The organism is Bacillus sp. LBA3-1-1.1 (assembly GCF_040676495.1).
GTDB lineage: Bacteria > Bacillota > Bacilli > Bacillales > Bacillaceae_G > Bacillus_A > Bacillus_A nitratireducens.
In genome coordinates this window covers 297,141-317,589 of the sequence record NZ_JBEGIB010000012.1, presented here as the reverse complement: position 1 = coordinate 317,589, position 20,449 = coordinate 297,141, and the positions used below count along the sequence as shown (strand labels likewise).

Sequence of the window (20,449 nt, the reverse complement as noted above, 5' to 3'; positions counted from 1 at the left end):
CATTCACCTAATTAACTAACTTCCAAATGTTGTTTCTCTGATACCTCTGCATTCTTACTATGAAAATAAACCCAAATACATGCAATAAATAATAATGATGATGTAGAGAAGAAAACATATTGGAAGCCTGCGTGAGCTGCAATTTGCCCACCAAGTACTGGACCAATCATATTTCCTAAAAACTGAAACGATTGATTATATCCAAATATTCGTCCCGTTACATGGGTTGGCGTATGTTGTTTTAGTAGAGTTTGTACGGAAGGTAATAGTCCTGCTTGTGCAATACCTAATAAAAAGCGAAGAATTAATAGTTGCCAAGCTGAGGTTACAAATGCTTGCGGAATAAAAATAATTCCGGCAGCAAACAACGCTACAACTAACGTTTTTTGAGGTCCAATATGATCTGATAATCTTCCTAGCTTAGGAGCTGCTAAAATTACTGCTAATCCTGTTGCAGACATGACTGCACCTGCAAGCATTTCAATATGATCTGTTCCTGGTCCTGCCAAATGCTTTACGTACAACGTAATAATAGGTTGAATCGACATATTTGCAAGCTGAATAATAAACGTTGCTACAAATAAACTTATTATTAAATGTTTCGCAGGGACCATCGTCCATACTTTTTTCGGCTGTGCCTTTTTTGCTTTAGCAGAATGTTTCTCCTCATGTAAGAAGAAAAAGACGATAAGAAAGGAAAGGAATAAGAAAGCTCCTGTAACTAAAAAAACATGGCGCATTCCGATTAACTCTGACAAATAACCTCCGAGTATCGGCCCAAGTAATGAACCACTCACGCCTCCAGTTGAGATTGTAGAAATCGCCCAACCTGAATGTTCTTGCGGAGTTTCTGCAGCAATAAATGTCATCGCTGTAGAAAGGAAACCTGATACCGCTCCCATTAAAAACCGAAGTGCGACTAGTTGATACACGTCCGTCACAAACCCCATAAGCGTCATAATTATCGCCATACCAAGGCTCGCACGTATAAGCATCAATTTCCGTCCATGTATATCACCAAGCTTGCCCCATATTGGTGATACGATCGCACCCATTAAAAATGTCACACCAAATGCAAGTCCCGACCACTGTGCAATACTAGAAGTGCCGGTCACCCCTAATTCCTCAATATAAAAAGATAAAAAAGGAATTACTAAACTCATACCGGCTGCAGTGGTAAAACAACCTAGCCAACAAATCATTAAATTTCGTTTCCAGCTGGCCATTTTCACACCTTCTTTCATTCGATACCCATTCTACACCGTTTTCTAGAAAAAGTTTAGTAATTTGCTTTATACATAATAAAACTCTATCCCTTTGCATTCTTTGCAAAGGGATAGAGTTAATTATCTCCTATGGGTATTAAACGTGCATTACAGCATCGTTCGTAAAACTCAATCGGACCTGCTTGTCCTATAATTGCATACTCATATCCGCTTTTCTTCATGTTATATAAACAATGATTCAATAACGTCTTCCCAACACCGTTTACACGATTATGTTTCGCTGTACCCATCGGGCCAAACAGCCCTTTCTTTCCTCTCACAACGTCATAACAAGCGAAACCAATGATTTCTCCTCCTTGTTCAGCAATAAAAATAGGTAACTCTTCTTTATACGTCCGGAATCCATAATCTAAAGATTTTGACCAACGCTCACCAAATTCATCCTTAACAAAACGTGCCAACTTTTCAAAATCAGAAGAGATCGCTTTTCTAATATTACAGCTTAAACTATTACAAATAGGATCAAATCTTTTTAATGCAACCGTCAAGTCTCTTGGTTCAGATGTAATTTGCAATACATCTTTTTTCATCTTTTTACTTATAACCTTATCAATAACTGTATCCCCTTGAAAAATTGCATATAAAACATGCCCTTCATTTATTACTATTTGCTGAAAACGTTCCATCCGTTTCTTCGCTACTTTTAAAACTTCTATCGTCTTATTTGAAACTTTAAACTCCCCAACATTTATGTATTCTATTTCATTTGCATAATATTGTTGGAGTAACGATATCTTTGCTAAAAAATCCATACCCACCGTGTGAAATAAATACATATGTAATTCCGCGCAAACTCCAGTACCTTCCTTACAAGCTCCTATAAATAGATGAACTGGATGGATAATACCTTTACTACACTCAGCCTCTTCTGCTGCGATCTCCAATATTTTATATGCACGTTTTGTAAATTGGAATTCCACCATCTATATCCCTTCCCCTAATGACTTATTATCAAACCATAACCATATATAATAGAAACAATTACTCCAACCATTAATATGCCTGGAAGTAAATTTGCCACTTTAATTTTAATAACTCCAAGTAAGTTTAATCCGATTGCGAATATCATAATACCGCCAGTAGCCGTCATTTCCACTATAAATTGATTCATTAATTCTTTTGGAACAAAACTATTAATTTGTGTTGCAAAAACTGCAATACCTCCCTCATATAAAATCACTGGAATCGCTGAAAATACTACACCAATTCCTAGAGTTGTCGTTAATATAATAGAAATGAATCCATCGATAATCGCCTTTGTAAATAAAATATCATGATTTCCGCGGATCCCACTGTCCAATGCACCAAGTATCCCCATTGCACCAATTGCAAAAATAAGCGTGGCTGTTACAAAGCCTTCTGATATGCTCCCTTTCCCTTTCGATCCAACTTTATTTTCTAGCCAATCCCCTAACAGTTTTAACCTTTCTTCTAATTGTAGCCATTCTCCAATTACCGTACCAATAACTAAACTTAGTATGACAACAAGAAAATTTTCACTTTTTAATGCCATTTGAAGTCCAAGTACAGTAACCGCTAAACCGATTGCATGCATAATTGTTCCCTTCATACTTTCTGGAATCGCACTAAATAATTTACCAAGTAAAGTACCAAATATAATACAAATCCCATTTACAACTGCTCCTAATATAACCATTTCTCATTCTTCACCCTTCGAATTCTTCATTTCTATATTTTGATTTATACATTGATTTACAGGTTACCTATATGTTAACTTAATGTTGTGAATATTAACAAACGTTTTTCACTACATAACCCGCTATTTTTTTGTTACTATACAAAGACCGATTGCCTTTAGTAGATTCATTGTTAATCTAATTGCGGGATAAACTCAAAAGGGAAGGTATTTATGAAAACTTTATTAAAACGATTTCTGTTAATAGCCTTTTTCATTACACCAATTGTGTTATTAATCAACTACTCTTTTATTTCAAAAGCGAAAGACAAACCTGATATGCAAAACAAATCTAGTAAAACAGCTTCAAAAAGCGAAAAGAAAATAGAAGAGCCTGAAATCACACTCACCTTCTCTGGTGATACAATGTTCGATTGGCAATTACGTCCCGTAATCGAAAAAAATGGGGCTGATTATCCATTCCAACATGTAAAAGAAGAAATAACAAAAGCTGATATTTCTTTTATTAATTTAGAGTCAGCATTTACAACGAGAGAAAAAAAAGTACCTGGACAACAATTTTGGATTAAAAGCGACCCATCCACACTACAAGCAATAAAAAATACTGGATACGATATTGTCAATATTGGCAATAACCATACGCTTGATTATGGACAAGATGGACTACTAGACACCATTTCTCACGTCGAAAAATTAAAACTACCTTACACTGGATCCGGAAAAAATACTGAAGATGCTTATACCGCTCGTGAACTAACTGTAAAAGGAAAAAAGTTTAAATTTCTTTCCTTCGTTCGATTTATGCCTAACTTTAATTGGGTAGCTGGTGAAAATAAGCCTGGCGTTACGAACGGATATGATCTAGATCTTGTAACAAAAACGATTCAAGAACAAAAGAAAGATGCTGATTATGTGATCGTTTATATGCATTGGGGCGTTGAAAAATCAAATCGTCCAATAGAATACCAAAAACAATATGTACCTAAAATGGTTGAAGCAGGAGCTGACGCTATTGTCGGCAGTCATCCACATTGGTTACAAGGGTTTGAGTATTATAATAAAGTTCCTATCGCTTACTCATTAGGGAACTTTTTATTCCCAAGTTATGTGAATGGAAAAAGCGCCGAAACTGGCGTATTAACTTTAACCTTTAAAGGAAATGATGTCCAAATGTCATTCAATCCTTACATCATTCGCAACAACCAAGTTTCTCCTGTAAATGAGGAAGAAAAGAAAAAAGCTCTACAATATTTACAAGCAGTTTCAACTGATGTAGAAATTGATGATACAGGGAAAATAATAAACAAACGCAACTAAACAGCACGAGTGCCATTTCTCTGTAACATACATTACAGGGTAGGTGATGAACATGCTAAAAAACTTATTAGAAAATGTAAGTCTGTTAGAAAACATATATAAAATATCTATAGCAATCCTGCTTTTATGTTCAGTTTTTTCTATTAGGCTACTAAAAAAAATAAAACGAGAGAGAAAACTTTCTCCCTTTGAATTTACAATGTACATAATCATTCGTATTGCCATATTTTTTTGGTTAACTAGCTTTATCCTTCTTGAATATGGAGCGTATTTAGTTTAACTATAAAAAGATAGAACAAGCACTATTTCCTCTGCTTGTATCTATCTTTTTTCATTTCAAATACAATCATATGTTTACTTTTTTCTACTAAATAAGTAAATCAAACAAAACAGGATTTTTATTAAGCTCCACAAATTGAATATCATTTTCTTTAAAACGACTAATTAATTGCTCGTAATCTTCTTTATGTTTTAATTCTACACCGACTAGCGCTGGACCATTTTCTTTATTATGTTTCTTAATGTACTCAAATCGTGTAATATCATCTTCTGGGCCTAATCCCTTATCCAGAAACTCTCTTAGTGCTCCTGAACGCTGCGGGAATTCAATGATGAAGTAATGCTTTAATCCTTCATAAATGAGAGAACGTTCTTTCATTTCTTGCATTCTATCAATATCATTATTTCCACCACTTAACGTACATACTACTGTTTTCCCTTTTATTTCATCTCTGTAAAGATCAAGCGCTGCAATTGAAAGCGCACCAGCGGGTTCAGCTACAATTGCATTTTTCTTATACAGTTCTAAAATCGTCGTACAAACCTTTCCCTCTGGTACTAAAACAATATCATCAATTACATCTTTACAAGTTTCAAATGTTAACTTCCCTACCTTTTTAACCGCTGCCCCATCAACAAAACTATCTATTTTCTCCAATGCCACATTTTCATTTTGAAGAAAAGCCTCCTTCATAGATGCAGCCCCCATCGGTTCTACACCAATGACCTTTGTAGCAGGACTAACACCTTTCACATATGTACCAACACCTGATGCTAACCCACCACCGCCGATTGCTGTAAAGATATAATCAACTGGTTTCTCCATATCATGCATAATTTCAACCGCCACTGTTCCTTGACCAGCAACGACATACGGGTCATCAAACGGATGAACAAATGTCATCTTATTTTCATCACAATAGCGCTGTGCTTCTTGGAAAGAGCTATCAAATGTATCACCGACTAATACAATTTCCGCAAAATCACCACCGAAAAATTGTACTTGTGATACTTTTTGTTTAGGCGTTGTCGTCGGCATGAAAATTTTCGACGGAATCTTCAATAAATTACAAGTGTAAGCAACTCCTTGTGCATGATTACCAGCGCTTGCACAAACAACGCCGTTTTGTAATTGTTCTTTCGGTAAGCTTTGAATCAAATTATACGCACCACGAATTTTGAAAGAGCGAATCAATTGTAAGTCTTCTCGTTTCACATAAACGTCACAATCATATTTCTCAGATAAAACTGTATCACGTTGTAACGGTGTTTTAATAACGATATCTTTCATGCAATTATGAGCCATTAAGATATCTTCAATTTTCACTCTCTCCTTTACCTTTTGCACCATTTCATATCATCCTTATCTCTTTTAAATTGGCTCAATCAAAATCCGGGATTTTTAGAACTGCACCTGTATTCGCCGATGTTACCATCTGTGCATAACGTCCAAGCCAGCCAGTTTTCACTTTCGGTTCTGGTCGTTTCCATTCTTTTTTACGCTTATTTAATTCTTCATCACTCACCCTTACTTCTAACAAACGTTCTTCAACATCAATACAAACTATATCCCCTTTCTCAAGAAGAGCAATCGTTCCACCTGCAGCTGCTTCCGGTGAAATATGCCCTACCGAAATACCACGTGAAGCACCGGAGAAACGTCCATCCGTTAATAGCGCAACATCAGCACCTAATCCCATGCCGGCAATTGCTGACGTCGGAGCTAACATTTCTGGCATACCAGGGCCGCCTCTTGGTCCTTCATAACGAATAACAACGACATCTCCTTTTTTCACTTTTCCAAGCATAATGCCCGCAAGCGCCTCATCTTGTGAATTAAAAATAACGCAAGGTCCTTCAAATCGTTTTACCTCTGTTGCCCCGCTTTTAATAACCGCTCCGTCTTTCGCAAGGTTTCCTTTTAATATACGTAATCCCCCTTCTTCACTATGAGGGTTTTCGAGAGAATGAATAACTTCCTTATCTTTAATCTCTGCATGAGCAATGTTTTCTCTTAATGTTTGCCCAGTAGCAGTTATTCGATCTAGATGAAGTACCCCTTCCTTTCTGCTCATCTCTTTCAAAATTGCACTAATCCCGCCTGCTCGATCAATATCTTCCATATGCCAATTAGAAGCAGGGCTTACCTTACATAAATGCGGTACACGTCTTGAAACAGCATCAATACGGTTCATATCGTAATCTAATCCTGCCTCTTGTGCGAGCGCTAGCGTGTGTAATACTGTATTCGTAGATCCTCCCATCGCCATATCAAGTGCAAATGCATCATCAATTGCCTCTTCTGTCACAATATCGCGTGGCTTAATATCTCTCTCAATTAAAATTTTTAATTTCTCTGCTGCTTGTTTAATTAACTCCTCACGTCTTGGATCAATCGCTAAAATACTACCATTTCCTGGAAGGGCTAAACCTAACACTTCACATAAACAATTCATAGAATTCGCGGTAAACATACCCGAACAAGAGCCACAAGATGGACAGCCATGATCTTCGATATCCTTTAATTCTTCTTCTGAAATTTTCCCGGATTGATAAGCTCCTACCCCTTCAAAAACGGAACTTAAATCGACAACTTCTCCTTTAGATGTTTTTCCCGCAGCCATCGGGCCGCCTGAAACAAATACAGTTGGAATGTTAATACGAAGAGCCGCCATCATCATACCAGGTGTAATTTTGTCACAGTTTGGAATACAAATCATGCCATCAAACCAATGTGCATTTACAACTGTTTCTACTGAATCTGCAATAATTTCACGACTCGGAAGCGAATAACGCATACCGATATGTCCCATCGCAATACCGTCATCTACTCCAATTGTATTGAATTCGAATGGCACCATGCCTGCCGCACGAACGGCTTCTTTTACAAGTTTCCCAAACTCGTTCAAGTGCTTATGCCCTGGAATAATTTCAATAAAAGAATTACAAATCGCAATAAACGGTTTATCAAAATCCTCATCTTTCAAACCAGTTGCTTTTAATAAACTACGATGTGGCGCTTTATCAAAACCTTTTTTAATCATGTCACTTCTCATCTTGTCAAATCCCCTCTTACGTATTTTTCACTTATACTCTCTTAATCTATTTCTTTACTAATTCTTTCGGTGCATGAATCCAGCTCATCATTTCACGAAGCTCTGCTCCTACTTTTTCTAGCTGATGATTTTGTTCTGCTTTTTTCATCGCATTATACGTTGGACGCCCTGCTTGATTTTCTAAAATCCATTTCTTCGCAAATTCACCTTGCTGAATTTCTGCAAGAACACGTTTCATTTCTTTCTTCGTTTCATCTGTAACAATTCTCGATCCTGTTACATAATCTCCAAACTCTGCCGTATCTGAAATAGAATGACGCATACTCGTTAATCCGCCTTCGTACATTAAATCCACAATTAACTTTAATTCATGCAAACATTCAAAGTATGCAATTTCAGGACGATATCCACCTTCCGTTAACGTTTCAAAACCAGCTTTCACAAGTGCTGTTACTCCTCCGCAAAGTACTGCTTGCTCACCGAATAAGTCTGTTTCTGTTTCTTCTTGGAATGTCGTTTCAATTACACCTGCACGTGTACAACCTACACCTTTTGCATACGCTAATGCTACATGTAGTGCTGTTCCCGTTGCATCTTGATGCACTGCGACTAATGCTGGGACACCATTTCCTTCTTGGAAGACACGGCGAACGAGATGACCTGGACTTTTCGGCGCGACCATCGCTACATCTACGTAACTTGGCGGATTAATTTGCCCGAAGTGAATATTAAATCCATGTGAGAAAAGTAACATTTGTCCTTCACGAAGATTCTCTTCTACTTCTGTTCGATACACATAAGCTTGCTGTTCATCCGGCAATAACATTTGTACAACTTGTGCGGTTCGAACCGCTTCTGAAACGGACATTACTTCAAACCCATCTGCTTTTGCTACTTCATATGATTTACCAGGACGAACACCAACTACAACTTCCACACCAGAATCTCGTAAGTTTTGTGCTTGGGCATGACCTTGAGATCCATATCCGACTACCGCAACTGTTTTCCCTTTTAATAGCTCTAAATTTGCATCTTTCTCATAATAAGTTTTCATATTCCATACACTCCTTATAATTTATTTACTTGCAGTACATTGATTAATTTTTTCAACTGACTGACAAGTAACGTTGCTTCATTTTCAGTACAAACTGCTGTTAGTTTCATTTCAGAAGCACCACTTGTATCTCTTTCGTTTAAGTTTAAAGATGAAATATAATAACCACGCCGAGCAAAAATTCCACTTATACGTAATAAGACGCTCGGATCGTTATGAATAACTAATGAAAAAGTATGACTCATTCTTCCCACCTCTTCATAATCATTTCGTTATTCCCTTTGTTTGGCGGAACCATTGGAAAGACGTTTTCACCTTCTTCTACACAAAAGTCAACTACGACAGGACCTTCATGAGAAAATGCTTCTAACATTACCTTTTTCGCCTCAAACGAATTTGTTGCTCTTAGCCCTTTTACACCATAAGCTTCTGCTACTTTCACAAAATCTGGTGACCCAATTCTCGATTCCGACAAACGGTTTTCATAAAACATTTCTTGCCATTGCCTTACCATTCCTAAAAATTTGTTGTTTATGATGAATACTTTGACAGGAATATTATTTTCAGCAATTGTTTGCAGCTCTTGAATGTTCATTTGGAAAGAAGCATCACCAGCAATACAGATGACAAGTTCTTCTTCTTTTGCAAGCTGAGCACCAACTGCCGCCGGGAAACCAAACCCCATCGTTCCTAGTCCGCCAGATGTTAGAAAAGTCCGTGGGTTTTTCGCTTTATAAAAATGCGCAGCCCACATTTGATGTTGTCCTACTTCTGTCGTAACAATCGCTTCACCATTCGTTAATTCACTTACTAGACTAATAACATGCTGTGGTTTTAACTCACCTTCTTTTTGATTGTAGGAAAGAGGATATTCCTCCTTCCATTCCTCTATTTTCGTAAGCCATTCATTTGTTTGTGTACGAATTGGCATATGTAACAACATGTGTAACGCTTTTTTCACATCTCCAACAATCGGATATTCCACAGTTACATTTTTATGGAACTCCGAAGGATCTATATCAATATGTACCTTTTTCGAATGCGGAGAAAAGAGTTCTAATTTTCCTGTTACACGATCATCAAAGCGAACACCCAAAGCAAGTAGTAGATCACATTCTGTTACTGCCATGTTTGCAGCATACGTTCCATGCATGCCGAGCATTCCTAAAAATAACGAATCTCCCGGCGGATATGCACCAATTCCCATTAAAGTGGAAACGACAGGAATACGATTCTCCCTCGCAAACTGGATGAGTTCATCAGATCCACCTGCATGAATGACACCTCCGCCGATATAAAGAAGTGGGCGTTTTGCTTCGGAAATAGCTTTAGCTACCTCTCTAAGCTTCCTACTGTCTGGCATAGGCTCTAGTTTGTATCCTGGAATCTCAATTACTTCATTATAAAAACTTGTTACCTTTTCATTTTGAACATCTTTTGGAATATCAATTAACACTGGTCCTGGGCGCCCGCTTTCGGCGATGTAAAAAGCTTCTTGTACAATGCGTGATAAATGATTCACATCACGAACTTGGTAATTATGCTTCGTAACGGGTACTGTAATTCCGACAACATCCGCTTCTTGAAATCCGTCTTTACCAATTAAAGGCGTTGCAACTTGCCCTGTAATGACTACTAAAGGAATCGAATCCATATAAGCATCTGCTAAACCCGTAACTAAATTCGTCGCCCCTGGGCCAGAGGTAGCAAAGACTACCCCAACCTTTCCAGAAGCTCTCGCATATCCTTCTGCCGCATGAATGGCAGCTTGTTCATGACGAGTTAACACGTGCTTTAAACCACTTTCGTATAACGCATCGTATATTGGTAAAATCGCGCCGCCCGGATAACCGAAAACAGTCGTTACACCTAATTTCTTCAAACATTGAATAACGTGTCCAGCACCTGTAGCTTCTTCACTCTGCAGTTCATCATATGCTGTATACTGTTCCTCCATTTCAATTAACTCCTCTCCCTATTTACGCTAAACTTTCCGCCAATCCTGGAACACGTACTCCTCTTTCTCTCGTTAATTTTTTAAATTCTTCGGTTAATCTTTTTGTTACATCTCCTGGTTTTCCATCTCCAATTTCTCTTGAATCTACTTTCACTACAGGAATTAGTTCCGCTGCAGTTCCTGTTAAAAACACTTCATCTGCTACATATACGTCATGGCGAGTAAACGGCCTTTCCTCACACGGAATATTAAGTCGCTCACATAACTCAATCACACTATTTCTCGTAATACCTTCTAGCGCCCCTAAGTACGAAGGAGGTGTTAACACTTTTCCATCTTTCACAATGAAAACATTATCTCCAGACCCTTCACAAACATATCCTTGTTGATTTAACATAAGGGCCTCTAACACTCCTGCTTGTGCCGCTTCAATTTTTACAAGTACGTTATTTAAATAGTTCATTGACTTAATACGTGGATCTAATGCATCTGGCGTATTACGTCTCGATGCAACAGATACAACGCTTAGTCCATTATCATAAAATTCCTGCGGGAATAACTTTAATTGCTCTGCAATAATAATTACGCTCGGTTTCACACAACTTCTCGGATCGAGTCCTAAGTCACCTTTTCCTCTTGAAACAATTAATCGAATGTAGGCATCTGCGTATTCATTTTTTTGCAATGTTTGTAAAACTGCTTCTTCCATTTCGTCAACCGCCATTGGAATTGTAAGTAAAATAGATTTCGCCGATTCATATAATCGTTTCACATGTTCTTTTAAACAAAATACATTTCCTCCGTAACTACGAATCCCTTCAAATACACCGTCCCCGTATAAAAAGCCGTGATCATATACTGAAACAACTGCCTTTTCTTTTTCTACAAATTCCCCATTCATGTAAATGTACTGGTTTCCCATCTCACATCGCTCCTCTTTTTTCTCTCTATTTTTGCAACCTATTTCTATATCGATTGCTGAGATGAGTATTTTAACAGAATATTCAGTATACTAATCTTAAAAATATACTCGTCTCAACAATCGATTACTTACACACTTGTAGCAATCCATTGCTGAGACGAGAGACTCGTGGTACCACTCAGCTTCCTTACACTTCTCACGAAATATAAGCTCTGCAAGTCCAATTAGACTTTTGTTTTTCTATCGGAAACAACTCCGCTACTTTTTACTAACTTCAAAAGCAGTGCTCCGAGGTGATTTTCAATGATTCAATTGTTACCACCCTCACAGCCTTTGGGCGGCTCTCTGAAACAATCTTTATCATTTACTCTCCTCTTCCCCGCATTCTTTTATTCTATTTTTTAAAATAAAAACTCTCGCCTCAGCAATCAACTACTACAAATTAGTAGCTTTGATTGCTGAGGCGAGAGTTTCGCGTTACCACTCAGCTTCCTTATACTTCTCACGAAATATAAGCTTCATAGGTCCAATCAGACCTCCGTCCTTTTACCGGAGACGATGCCGCCGCCCTCTACTCAGTTTCCCTTTCGCAAGCGATGCTCCGAGGTGATCTTCAATGATTCGATTGCTACTACTCTCACAGCCTAGGAGTAGCTCTCTGAAACGACCATAATCATCTACTTTCCTCTTCTTTGCATATACAACATATAAAGTTAGAAAATTCTTAATTAACTTTTATTTGTTACACGTATTATAGGACGCGACTCTTTTCATTGTCAACATGTTTTTAGAAAAAAATTAAAATTCATTCTATTCACTAGAAATCTATTTATTTTTTCTCAAAACAAAATCGGAATGAACTTCTTACACATACTCATATATTACTTAAGTATGTTCGCTTTACTACATAAAGAAAAACAACTTAAAAACATATACAAGTTATGAGGAGATGAGAAAATTATGTTAAAAGGTAAAATAGCATTAGTTACAGGAGCAAGCCGAGGAATTGGACGTGCTATCGCAAAACGGTTAGCAAACGACGGTGCATTAGTTGCTGTTCATTATGGAAATCGAAAAGAAGATGCTGAAGAAACTGTTCATGAAATTCAATCAAATGGCGGATCAGCTTTTTCTATCGGTGCAAATCTTGAATCTTTACACGGTGTAGATAACCTGTATATTTCTCTAGATAACGAACTACAAAAAAGAACTGGTGGAACACAATTTGATATTTTAATAAACAACGCTGGAATCGGTCCTGGTGCTTTTATTGAAGAAACGACTGAACAATTTTTTGATAGAATGGTTTCAGTAAATGCAAAAGCACCATTCTTTATCATTCAACAAGCACTACCACGTTTACGTGACAATAGCCGAATTATTAATATTTCATCAGCTGCCACCCGCATTTCTTTGCCTGATTTCGTTGCATATAGTATGACGAAAGGTGCAATTAACACGATGACTTTCACGCTTGCAAAACAACTCGGAGCACGAGGAATAACAGTGAATGCAATACTTCCAGGCTTTATTAAAACAGATATGAACGCAGAACTATTGAGCGACCCAATGATGAAACAGTACGCTACTACTATTTCCGCTTTCAATCGCTTAGGTGAAGTAGAAGATATTGCCGATACCGCTGCTTTTCTTGCTTCTCCAGACAGCCGCTGGGTTACTGGACAATTAATTGATGTTAGCGGAGGATCTTGTTTATAAAAAACATATATTTTCAAATCTTTTTTATTGCGCAATAAAACAATTTATATAATACTATATAAAACATATACATTTAGGAGGATTACAGCAATGTCCGAAAAAACATACGAACTCGCAACCTTCGCAGGTGGTTGCTTTTGGTGCATGGTAAAACCATTTGATGAACTTCCTGGTATTCATAAAGTACTTTCTGGTTATGCAGGAGGTCATATAGAAAATCCAACATATGAACAAGTAAAATCAGGGACATCTGGACATTTAGAAGTCGTCCAAATTACATTTGATCCTTCTATTTTCCCGTATCAAAAATTACTAAATTTATATTGGCCACAAATCGATCCGACTGATGATGGCGGACAATTTTTTGACCGTGGTCCCTCTTACCGCACAGCAATTTTTTATCATAATGAAACACAAAAAGAGCTTGCAGAAAAATCGAAGCAAACGCTAGCAGAAAGCGGTATGTTTAAAGAGCCTATTGTGACTGAAATTCTTCCTGCTGCACCTTTTTATGAAGCAGAAGAGTACCACCAACATTTCTATAAAAAGAATCCAGAGAAATATGCTACTGAGCAAAAAGAATCTGGCCGTGAAGACTTTATAAAAGAAAATTGGCAAAAAAAATAATAAAAACGCATCGTGCTTTTTTTCAAAGTGCGATGCGTTTTTATCTTTGAAAAAAGTACCATACAATTAAAAGAACAACCTCTGTTAATGTCCAAAGTACTATCTCGTTTTTTACTCTATTCTTTTTATTAGTCATTTCATCTCCTCCTAATAGCTATTAAACATATTCTAGATTTCCTTTGTTTAATTGTCCACTTGATGTACGTGAATACATCCTTACATATTCTTATAACAAGCGTACCAATTATTCCAATTACAATCGCAATTAATAACATCTGTCCAAAACTAAGAGAATTTGTGTACGTTATGTAGAGAATGATACATACAAGTGAAAAATCTGGTAAAAAAAGCAAAAACTTTTTAAACATCTCTTCACCTCTCCTTATGCTTTGTAAACTATGTCTTCTACTGTATTTGAAATATAGTTTGTTCGAAAATTCCATTTAGACCCTCATTTTATGGAAAAGAATAAGAACCCCTTTTGAATAGAGATTCTTACTCAGCAGATTTAAATTTGATTATTTTCTACATATCCTATTCCATAATTACGCCTGAAATAACATAATATTACCAGCGATTTACTAGAAATTAAACATTCTTATTCCCCATCAACAAATATTTAGATTGACAAAATATTGGGATCGGGTAGTCGGATACCGTGCCAGCTGTCTACATCGCATTGGCCATATTCGTTATCACCTACTGCTACCACCGTGCCGTCAGATGTAAGGCCGACGGTATGTGCACACCCCGCCGCTATCGCTACAATATCGCTCCAATCGCTTACATTACATTGACCATACTCATTTGAACCCATAGCTACTACAGTACCATCCGATTTCAGGCCGATTGTATGACTACTCCCTGCCGCGATCGCCACAATATCGCGCCAATCGCTTACATCACATTGCCCCCGTTTATTATTACCCACAGCCGTCACCGTTCCGTCAGATGTAATACCAACTGTATGAAGATATCCCGCCGCTATCGCCACAATATCACGCCAGCCACTTACATTGCATTGGCCATATCGATTATTACCCACAGTCGTCACCGTTCCGTCCAATTTAAGACCGACTGTATGCCAGTCACCCACCGCGACCGCCACAATATCACGCCAACTACTTATATTGCATTCTCCTTCTTTATTTCGGCCCACTGCTATCACCGTGCCATCCGGTTTAAGGCCAATGGTACGGCGCCACCCCGCCGCAACCGATACAATATTATGCCAATCATTTACATCACATTGGTCATGATTATTCCAACCCACTGCAACCGCAGTACTGTCACATTTAAGACCGATTGTATGAGCATTACCCGTGTTCGTCGCCATATGAACATTGCCCGCTGCGACCGATACAATATCACGCCAGCCACTTACATTGCATTCTCCTTCTTTATTTCGCCCTACTGCTACTACCGTACCATCTGATTTAAGAGCAACGGTATGACCACGACCCGCTGCTATCGTATTTTTAGGCCACCGTTTCACTTTTAACACCTCTTCTTTCGGTGAAATGTAATTCATGTTTTACCTCCTTGCATATAAGCAACTGTATCCAAATAGATATTTTCATCAAATTTCATTATAAATGAACTAACTTTTTTATAAATCTACATCTCCAAAGGAACCTATTACTTCTTCTTCAAAAAATAAAAACCTCCAGTTTAAATACTAGAGGTCTTCTATTTTATTTCTTTAGTCTCTCAATAAAATCCTGTAACTTATCAAGCGATTTCATATTATGATTACAAGCTACACCATCTTTGCAAATATAGTTTCCCTTTCTAACGAAAGTTCCTGGTACATCACCTTTAATTTCAACTAAAAACATTCCTACTTCTTCATGCCCATGACATAATGAACAAATGCTTTTTTTATTTAAACTTTGAAATGTTCCTTGCAGACCAACAAACTTATTTTTATCATTTTTCGCTATAATAAATTTCCTGCTTGATCCCTTGTCAATCCAGCTTAAATAAGTTAATTCTTTCATATCCAGTTCTTCCATATCAGGAAGTTTTAACTTTTTCGCCTTAGGAAATAATTTCTTTAACGTTTGTACTGTAACTTCCTGAAACGGAATTACATACGGATTTATTTTCATTAAAAACGATTCTGCATCTTCTCTATTTTGAACTGTTAATACCGTATCAATTAACTCTTTCTGTTCATCCGTTAAATTTTCAAATACATGTATTATCTTTTCAATCGCAAGTGATTTTAACGCTTGAATTACACCTCTATCATTTGCCGTTGCATGCCCATTTGCTAAAATATAAGCTTGTGACTTTATAAAATTATATTGATCACTTCTAATAAAAGCTTCCATCTTTATCACTCCATACAAATTGTTGATCTAATTTTATTGTATACAATGATTACGTTTTTTGATATGTAAAAGATAATTTAGAAATGAACATTACATAAACATACGCCGTCCAAAATAAGTGCTAACATAGAATTTATAACCATTTTTATACATCGATTATTTTCTACCTATTCATTTCCTGACAAAAGAATCCTTCATCTGTTTTCCATTCCGCATATAGTACATCCTCAAATTTAGTAATCCCTTTTTGCTTTATTTGCTTATACAGCCACCCTTCATCAAAGCCCGCTTCCCTTAAATTATCCTTCACTACTTTTCCGTCACTAATTAATGAAATGGGTAAGTATACAGGCTTATGCTTTAAACTTAAATCATTTATAGTGGGAGTTTCATATTTACTTTTTTTCAGAACACTTATGTTTCCGTTAGGTTCCAAAATCATATACTCAACTTCCCGGATTGAAAAAATATCTTTTTGCTGCCGTAGCATTTGCTGTAATTGGTTTATGTCCAAATGATTTGAACTTAGTTGTTCCCGGTCAATATATCCATTACGGATAATGATTGACGGAGAGCCTTCAAAAAAACTTCTCGTCCCTCTAAATTTTTGCGTTATTACTTCTATTGTATAAATTAACACTACCCATACAAGTACTGCATATAAAATAGACCATACTTTTATTTCCGGATCATATATAGTATTTCCTACTAATTCTCCAAGGACAATGGCCGAAATAAAATCAAATGGCGTTAACTGAGATATTTGTGTCTTCCCTAATATTTTAGTAGCAATCAATAGCACAAAAAAACCAAAAATCAATTCTATTGTTATTTGTCCAAGATGATTCATATAGGTTCACCTTTCTGTCATATGAAATATAACGTTTTCATTTCCCATCCACGCCCCAATACTATACAATTACGATTCATTTTTGCTATTATCATGCCCATTCATACTAAAAATATCGAATCCAATTTTGTAATGAACCTATAAAAAAGAATCTGATTCAAAATAACATATGAATCAGACTCTTTTTTAAAATTTATTTGGAATACACTATCTTTTTAATCGTTTCTCCAGAAAGAAAATATTCTTCTGCTAATTGATGAATTGCAATTCCACTTTTAAAAGCGGCTTTAATTGCTTTATTTCTTTCATCCAGTTGTTTTCTTCCGCCAGATCGTGTACCCCATTTATAATGTTTTGTTTCTTGTTTTGGAATGTAAATTGTTTCACCTTGTATATACTTTTGAATTTCAGCAATTAAACTCTCTGGTAAAACGGCCTTAGCTTTTACGTATTTCATTTCTGCTCGCCCCTTATTTTTTATGGTTCATTTCAATAAGGTGCAAAGCCAAATATAAAAAATGATACAAGCTCATCTTGGCGATTAATTGTATATTACTTGTCTACCTCACGCAAAGTATCGCCATTTCCATACTTGGCTTTGCATGAGACGTTGCAGTGTCTGGCAATTGAATTGTAATCGCCATATAAACACCTCCTAATATACCTTTTGCATTTTATTATATGATAAATTCCTTCCCCTTGCATCCACATCCTTTTTAAAGCACGAAATTACTTAGTTTGATATAATACTTTTTAGTCCAATCAAAAAGTATAGTGATGTTGCGTTATGAAGAAGAAAATAATCATTACAATCGTTACATTATTCATTATTACTATAGCATTATTCGGAACATACAAATTGATGAACGCAAGAAGTTTTCAATTGTTTGGAGATTTAACAAACCGAGTAGAAACAAATGAAAAAGTGATTGCTTTAACTTTTGATGATGGCCCTACTAACAATGTAAAACAAATATTACCGCTACTAGATAAATACAGTGCAAAAGCTACTTTCTTTTTAATCGGAAATGAATTAGAGAAAAACCTATCGTTAGGAGAAACTATCGTACACTCTGGGCACCAAATTGGAAACCATACATATTCTCATAACAGAATGGTTTTTAAAACACCTTCTTTTATTAAAGAAGAAATAGAAAAAACGAATTCATTAATCCGCCAAACAGGATTTACAGGCGAAATTGATTTTAGACCACCAAACGGTAAAAAGCTAATTGGTCTGCCATATTATTTAAATAAAAACAATATCGAAACAATCACATGGAACCTTGAACCTGATACTTTTTATAAATCTGCGGCCGATAAAATTGAATATGTTGCTAAAAACGTAAAACCAGGTTCTATCATTTTACTGCACTCTATGTATGATGAGTCTAATGAAAATTTACAGACCATTGAAGGTATTTTAGACTCTTTATCTAAGAAGGGCTATCAGTTCGTAACAGTAAACGAATTACAAAAAAGAGCAAAGTAAAAAGGTAGCGTATCATACCACGATACGCTACCTTTCTTTTTATATAATTCCAAGTACATTTAGGAATACAATAATAATCGCAATTGGTGCAATATAGCGAAGTAAGAATAACCATAATACGAATAATTTATAGCCTTTATTTTTACTTACACCAAGCTCTTTCATTAATACATCTTTCTTCATTTTTAAAGGAACAAAGATAGAAACTAATAAAACACCAAGTGGCATTAGTATGTTACTAACCGCATAGTCTGCTAAATCAAAAATTGTTTTTCCAAATGGTTTCACATCGCTTAACAAACCGAATGATAATGCTGATGGCACCCCAACAACAAAGATTAATAATCCTACGATTAAGGCCATTTTTTCACGTTTCCCTTTACCTTTTGCAGTTAAAGATGCAACGCTAATTTCTAACATCGAAATTGCTGATGTAATAGTAGCAAAGAAGAATAATAATAAGAAAACAATGAAGAATAATTTTCCGAACGCCATTTTACTGAAAATTGCTGGTAATACGATAAATAATAGTCCAGGTCCTTGAGATGGTTCCATTCCAAATGCGAATACAACTGGGAAAATTGCTAGTCCTGCAAGTAATGTAATCACAAGCGTTAAAGCTACGATAGAAAATGCTGAACGCGGTAAACTTTCTTCTTTCGGTAAGTACGAGCTATACGTTACCATAACGGCTACACCAACAGATAGTGAGAAGAACGATTGCCCCATTGCATATAAAATAATTTCTGACGTTACGTTTGAGAAATCAGGTTGTAAGAAGAAGCGAACTCCTTCTCCAGCACCGTCTAATGTAAGTGCACGAACAATTAATACAAAGAATAAAACGAATAATGCTGGCATGAAATATTTATTTACTTTTTCAACACCATTTTGCACACCTTTACTTACGATAAAAATAGTAATAAGGATGAATAATAGCTGTGATCCAACTGCTAAATATGGATTGGAAATGATTTCACCAAACGTAGCTTCGTATGCACCATTGCCTTCCCATAGTCTACCTGTAATTGCATTCCATAAGTATAATATAATCCATCCCCCTACAACACTGTAGAAAGAAAGTAGTATGAAACAAGTTACAATTCCCAACTTACCTAACCAAGGCCATAGTGTTTTTGGTGCGATTTCTCTATAAGCATCAACAGCCTCTTTTTGTGTACTTCTTCCGATAACGAATTCAGCTAATAATAGCGGTAAACCAATTAATAATGTGAAACCGATGAAAATAAGGAAGAACGCGCCGCCCCCTCCAATTCCGGCCATATACGGGAACTTCCAAATCGCTCCAAGACCAATCGCTGAACCTGCTGCAGCTAATACGAAACCTAATTTCGATGTCCATTGCTGTGAATTCATTTGTTAATCTCCTCTCTTTATCTTTTTCTGTTTTACAATCCGGTATTTATATTGTTCTATCCATACTCTTTTCTAATACGTTCACTTCCTCCCTAATAATAAAAAACGCCCCTACGTAAATACGTAGGGACGACAAAAATATCGCGGTACCACCCTAGTTATGAAGATACAACAAAAGTAAGACCTAAATAAAAAACGTCCCTACGCAAATACGTAGGGACGATAAAATATCGCGGTACCACCCTAGTTATGAAGCCACAACAAAGTTAGGACCTAAATAAAAAACGTCCCTACGTAAATACGTAGGGACGATAAATATCGCGGTACCACCCTAGTTGTGAAACAATCTTCACCACTTTATTTGATAACGGTATAAACTACCGTCTTTCATTTCCTCATAATGTGAGATTTATGAAAGATGCTCCAGGACGAACTTCATGAATAATCTATATACTGATTCACACCAACCATCAGCTCTCTGAAATAGGGAGATTTTCACTACTATACCCTTTCATTGCCC

The 20,449-nt window shown here is 36.5% G+C and carries 20 protein-coding genes and 3 other annotated features (1 of these 23 running past the window's edge); of the genes, 5 read left to right on the top strand and 15 right to left on the bottom strand.

Annotated features, from left to right (window positions below):
• Window positions 1-11: 11 nt before the first annotated feature.
• The 3 genes from MRBLBA3_RS12600 to MRBLBA3_RS12590 form a co-directional block, all read right to left on the bottom strand.
• Window positions 12-1,226 (bottom strand): multidrug efflux MFS transporter, encoded by a 1,215-nt coding sequence (locus tag MRBLBA3_RS12600; RefSeq protein WP_002202429.1) that lies wholly within the window; start codon window positions 1,224-1,226, stop codon window positions 12-14.
• A 116-nt stretch (window positions 1,227-1,342) separates the two neighbouring features.
• Window positions 1,343-2,209 carry a GNAT family N-acetyltransferase gene (locus MRBLBA3_RS12595; protein WP_212090155.1) on the bottom strand — a complete coding sequence of 289 codons (867 nt, stop codon included), beginning with the start codon at window positions 2,207-2,209 and terminating at the stop codon, window positions 1,343-1,345.
• A gap of 14 nt (window positions 2,210-2,223) precedes the next feature.
• On the bottom strand, window positions 2,224-2,943 hold the full coding sequence (locus MRBLBA3_RS12590) for a DUF554 domain-containing protein (protein WP_212090152.1): 720 nt from the start codon (window positions 2,941-2,943) through the stop codon (window positions 2,224-2,226).
• Between the two features lie 213 nt (window positions 2,944-3,156).
• Between MRBLBA3_RS12590 and MRBLBA3_RS12585 the strand changes: the two genes are divergently transcribed.
• Together MRBLBA3_RS12585 and MRBLBA3_RS12580 are read left to right on the top strand one after the other, a co-directional pair.
• On the top strand, window positions 3,157-4,260 hold the full coding sequence (locus tag MRBLBA3_RS12585; protein ID WP_212090149.1) for a CapA family protein: 1,104 nt from the start codon (window positions 3,157-3,159) through the stop codon (window positions 4,258-4,260).
• Window positions 4,261-4,312: 52 nt separating this feature from the next.
• On the top strand, window positions 4,313-4,540 hold the full coding sequence (locus tag MRBLBA3_RS12580; RefSeq protein ID WP_000916800.1) for a hypothetical protein: 228 nt from the start codon (window positions 4,313-4,315) through the stop codon (window positions 4,538-4,540).
• A gap of 87 nt (window positions 4,541-4,627) precedes the next feature.
• Here the strand turns inward: MRBLBA3_RS12580 and ilvA are convergent, their stop codons facing one another.
• From ilvA to ilvE, 6 genes are read right to left on the bottom strand one after another with little or no spacing between them, the layout of a single operon-like run.
• On the bottom strand, window positions 4,628-5,890 hold the full coding sequence (gene ilvA / locus MRBLBA3_RS12575; RefSeq protein WP_071733813.1) for a threonine ammonia-lyase IlvA: 1,263 nt from the start codon (window positions 5,888-5,890) through the stop codon (window positions 4,628-4,630).
• Between the two features lie 31 nt (window positions 5,891-5,921).
• Window positions 5,922-7,595, bottom strand: coding sequence for a dihydroxy-acid dehydratase (ilvD, locus tag MRBLBA3_RS12570; RefSeq protein ID WP_098588931.1), 1,674 nt, complete (start codon window positions 7,593-7,595; stop codon window positions 5,922-5,924).
• Between the two features lie 46 nt (window positions 7,596-7,641).
• Window positions 7,642-8,649: a ketol-acid reductoisomerase gene (gene ilvC / locus MRBLBA3_RS12565; RefSeq protein ID WP_212090143.1), complete on the bottom strand. Its 1,008-nt coding sequence runs from the start codon at window positions 8,647-8,649 to the stop codon at window positions 7,642-7,644.
• A gap of 14 nt (window positions 8,650-8,663) precedes the next feature.
• Window positions 8,664-8,894 (bottom strand): ACT domain-containing protein, encoded by a 231-nt coding sequence (locus MRBLBA3_RS12560; RefSeq protein ID WP_212090140.1) that lies wholly within the window; start codon window positions 8,892-8,894, stop codon window positions 8,664-8,666.
• Window positions 8,891-10,606: an acetolactate synthase large subunit gene (gene ilvB / locus MRBLBA3_RS12555; protein ID WP_212090137.1), complete on the bottom strand. Its 1,716-nt coding sequence runs from the start codon at window positions 10,604-10,606 to the stop codon at window positions 8,891-8,893. Before ilvB ends, MRBLBA3_RS12560 begins: the two co-directional genes overlap by 4 nt.
• A 22-nt stretch (window positions 10,607-10,628) precedes the next feature.
• Entirely contained in the window at window positions 10,629-11,528 is a 900-nt protein-coding gene (ilvE, locus tag MRBLBA3_RS12550; protein ID WP_000528143.1) for a branched-chain-amino-acid transaminase, read from the bottom strand.
• 150 nt (window positions 11,529-11,678) lie between these two features.
• Window positions 11,679-11,917 (bottom strand) — a binding site (T-box leader).
• A gap of 67 nt (window positions 11,918-11,984) precedes the next feature.
• Window positions 11,985-12,230, bottom strand: a binding site (T-box leader).
• A gap of 258 nt (window positions 12,231-12,488) precedes the next feature.
• Between ilvE and MRBLBA3_RS12545 the strand changes: the two genes are divergently transcribed.
• Window positions 12,489-13,247, top strand: a complete 759-nt coding sequence (locus MRBLBA3_RS12545; protein ID WP_000911713.1) for an SDR family oxidoreductase — start codon at window positions 12,489-12,491, stop codon at window positions 13,245-13,247.
• A 90-nt stretch (window positions 13,248-13,337) separates the two neighbouring features.
• Complete coding sequence (gene msrA, locus MRBLBA3_RS12540; RefSeq protein WP_363381516.1) at window positions 13,338-13,874, top strand: peptide-methionine (S)-S-oxide reductase MsrA; 537 nt, start codon at window positions 13,338-13,340, stop codon at window positions 13,872-13,874.
• A 137-nt stretch (window positions 13,875-14,011) separates the two neighbouring features.
• On the opposite strand, the gene MRBLBA3_RS12535 is transcribed toward msrA, so the two are convergent.
• The 5 genes from MRBLBA3_RS12535 to MRBLBA3_RS12515 all read right to left on the bottom strand — a co-directional run bounded on the left by MRBLBA3_RS12535 (window position 14,012) and on the right by MRBLBA3_RS12515 (window position 17,517).
• The gene (locus MRBLBA3_RS12535) at window positions 14,012-14,242 is read right to left on the bottom strand and encodes a hypothetical protein (RefSeq protein ID WP_363381514.1); all 231 of its coding nucleotides are present in this window, start codon (window positions 14,240-14,242) and stop codon (window positions 14,012-14,014) included.
• A gap of 251 nt (window positions 14,243-14,493) precedes the next feature.
• Window positions 14,494-15,405, bottom strand: a complete 912-nt coding sequence (locus MRBLBA3_RS12530) for an RCC1 domain-containing protein (RefSeq protein ID WP_363381512.1) — start codon at window positions 15,403-15,405, stop codon at window positions 14,494-14,496.
• 163 nt (window positions 15,406-15,568) lie between these two features.
• Complete coding sequence (locus tag MRBLBA3_RS12525; protein WP_363381510.1) at window positions 15,569-16,210, bottom strand: FusB/FusC family EF-G-binding protein; 642 nt, start codon at window positions 16,208-16,210, stop codon at window positions 15,569-15,571.
• A gap of 163 nt (window positions 16,211-16,373) precedes the next feature.
• Window positions 16,374-17,060 (bottom strand): DUF421 domain-containing protein, encoded by a 687-nt coding sequence (locus MRBLBA3_RS12520; RefSeq protein ID WP_016129120.1) that lies wholly within the window; start codon window positions 17,058-17,060, stop codon window positions 16,374-16,376.
• 193 nt (window positions 17,061-17,253) lie between these two features.
• Entirely contained in the window at window positions 17,254-17,517 is a 264-nt protein-coding gene (locus MRBLBA3_RS12515; RefSeq protein ID WP_363381508.1) for a CD3324 family protein, read from the bottom strand.
• Window positions 17,518-17,847: 330 nt separating this feature from the next.
• Here MRBLBA3_RS12515 and MRBLBA3_RS12510 point away from each other — a divergent pair, with 330 nt between their 5' ends.
• Window positions 17,848-18,552 (top strand): polysaccharide deacetylase family protein, encoded by a 705-nt coding sequence (locus MRBLBA3_RS12510; protein ID WP_363381506.1) that lies wholly within the window; start codon window positions 17,848-17,850, stop codon window positions 18,550-18,552.
• Between the two features lie 39 nt (window positions 18,553-18,591).
• On the opposite strand, the gene MRBLBA3_RS12505 is transcribed toward MRBLBA3_RS12510, so the two are convergent.
• Window positions 18,592-19,929, bottom strand: a complete 1,338-nt coding sequence (locus tag MRBLBA3_RS12505; protein ID WP_001088176.1) for a sodium-dependent transporter — start codon at window positions 19,927-19,929, stop codon at window positions 18,592-18,594.
• A gap of 301 nt (window positions 19,930-20,230) precedes the next feature.
• Window positions 20,231-20,449: a binding site (T-box leader), on the bottom strand (it continues 4 nt past the right edge of the window).

Bases quoted from the DNA above. Each gene is read 5' to 3' on its own strand.
- MRBLBA3_RS12600 (WP_002202429.1), bottom strand. From the start codon at position 1,226: ATGGCCAGCTGGAAACGAAATTTAATGATTTGTTGGCTAGGTTGTTTT.
- MRBLBA3_RS12595 (WP_212090155.1), bottom strand. From the start codon at position 2,209: ATGGTGGAATTCCAATTTACAAAACGTGCATATAAAATATTGGAGATC.
- MRBLBA3_RS12590 (WP_212090152.1), bottom strand. From the start codon at position 2,943: ATGGTTATATTAGGAGCAGTTGTAAATGGGATTTGTATTATATTTGGT.
- MRBLBA3_RS12585 (WP_212090149.1), top strand. From the start codon at position 3,157: ATGAAAACTTTATTAAAACGATTTCTGTTAATAGCCTTTTTCATTACA.
- MRBLBA3_RS12580 (WP_000916800.1), top strand. From the start codon at position 4,313: ATGCTAAAAAACTTATTAGAAAATGTAAGTCTGTTAGAAAACATATAT.
- ilvA (WP_071733813.1), bottom strand. From the start codon at position 5,890: ATGGTGCAAAAGGTAAAGGAGAGAGTGAAAATTGAAGATATCTTAATG.
- ilvD (WP_098588931.1), bottom strand. From the start codon at position 7,595: ATGAGAAGTGACATGATTAAAAAAGGTTTTGATAAAGCGCCACATCGT.
- ilvC (WP_212090143.1), bottom strand. From the start codon at position 8,649: ATGAAAACTTATTATGAGAAAGATGCAAATTTAGAGCTATTAAAAGGG.
- MRBLBA3_RS12560 (WP_212090140.1), bottom strand. From the start codon at position 8,894: ATGAGTCATACTTTTTCATTAGTTATTCATAACGATCCGAGCGTCTTA.
- ilvB (WP_212090137.1), bottom strand. From the start codon at position 10,606: ATGGAGGAACAGTATACAGCATATGATGAACTGCAGAGTGAAGAAGCT.
- ilvE (WP_000528143.1), bottom strand. From the start codon at position 11,528: ATGGGAAACCAGTACATTTACATGAATGGGGAATTTGTAGAAAAAGAA.
- MRBLBA3_RS12545 (WP_000911713.1), top strand. From the start codon at position 12,489: ATGTTAAAAGGTAAAATAGCATTAGTTACAGGAGCAAGCCGAGGAATT.
- msrA (WP_363381516.1), top strand. From the start codon at position 13,338: ATGTCCGAAAAAACATACGAACTCGCAACCTTCGCAGGTGGTTGCTTT.
- MRBLBA3_RS12535 (WP_363381514.1), bottom strand. From the start codon at position 14,242: ATGTTTAAAAAGTTTTTGCTTTTTTTACCAGATTTTTCACTTGTATGT.
- MRBLBA3_RS12530 (WP_363381512.1), bottom strand. From the start codon at position 15,405: ATGAATTACATTTCACCGAAAGAAGAGGTGTTAAAAGTGAAACGGTGG.
- MRBLBA3_RS12525 (WP_363381510.1), bottom strand. From the start codon at position 16,210: ATGGAAGCTTTTATTAGAAGTGATCAATATAATTTTATAAAGTCACAA.
- MRBLBA3_RS12520 (WP_016129120.1), bottom strand. From the start codon at position 17,060: ATGAATCATCTTGGACAAATAACAATAGAATTGATTTTTGGTTTTTTT.
- MRBLBA3_RS12515 (WP_363381508.1), bottom strand. From the start codon at position 17,517: ATGAAATACGTAAAAGCTAAGGCCGTTTTACCAGAGAGTTTAATTGCT.
- MRBLBA3_RS12510 (WP_363381506.1), top strand. From the start codon at position 17,848: ATGAAGAAGAAAATAATCATTACAATCGTTACATTATTCATTATTACT.
- MRBLBA3_RS12505 (WP_001088176.1), bottom strand. From the start codon at position 19,929: ATGAATTCACAGCAATGGACATCGAAATTAGGTTTCGTATTAGCTGCA.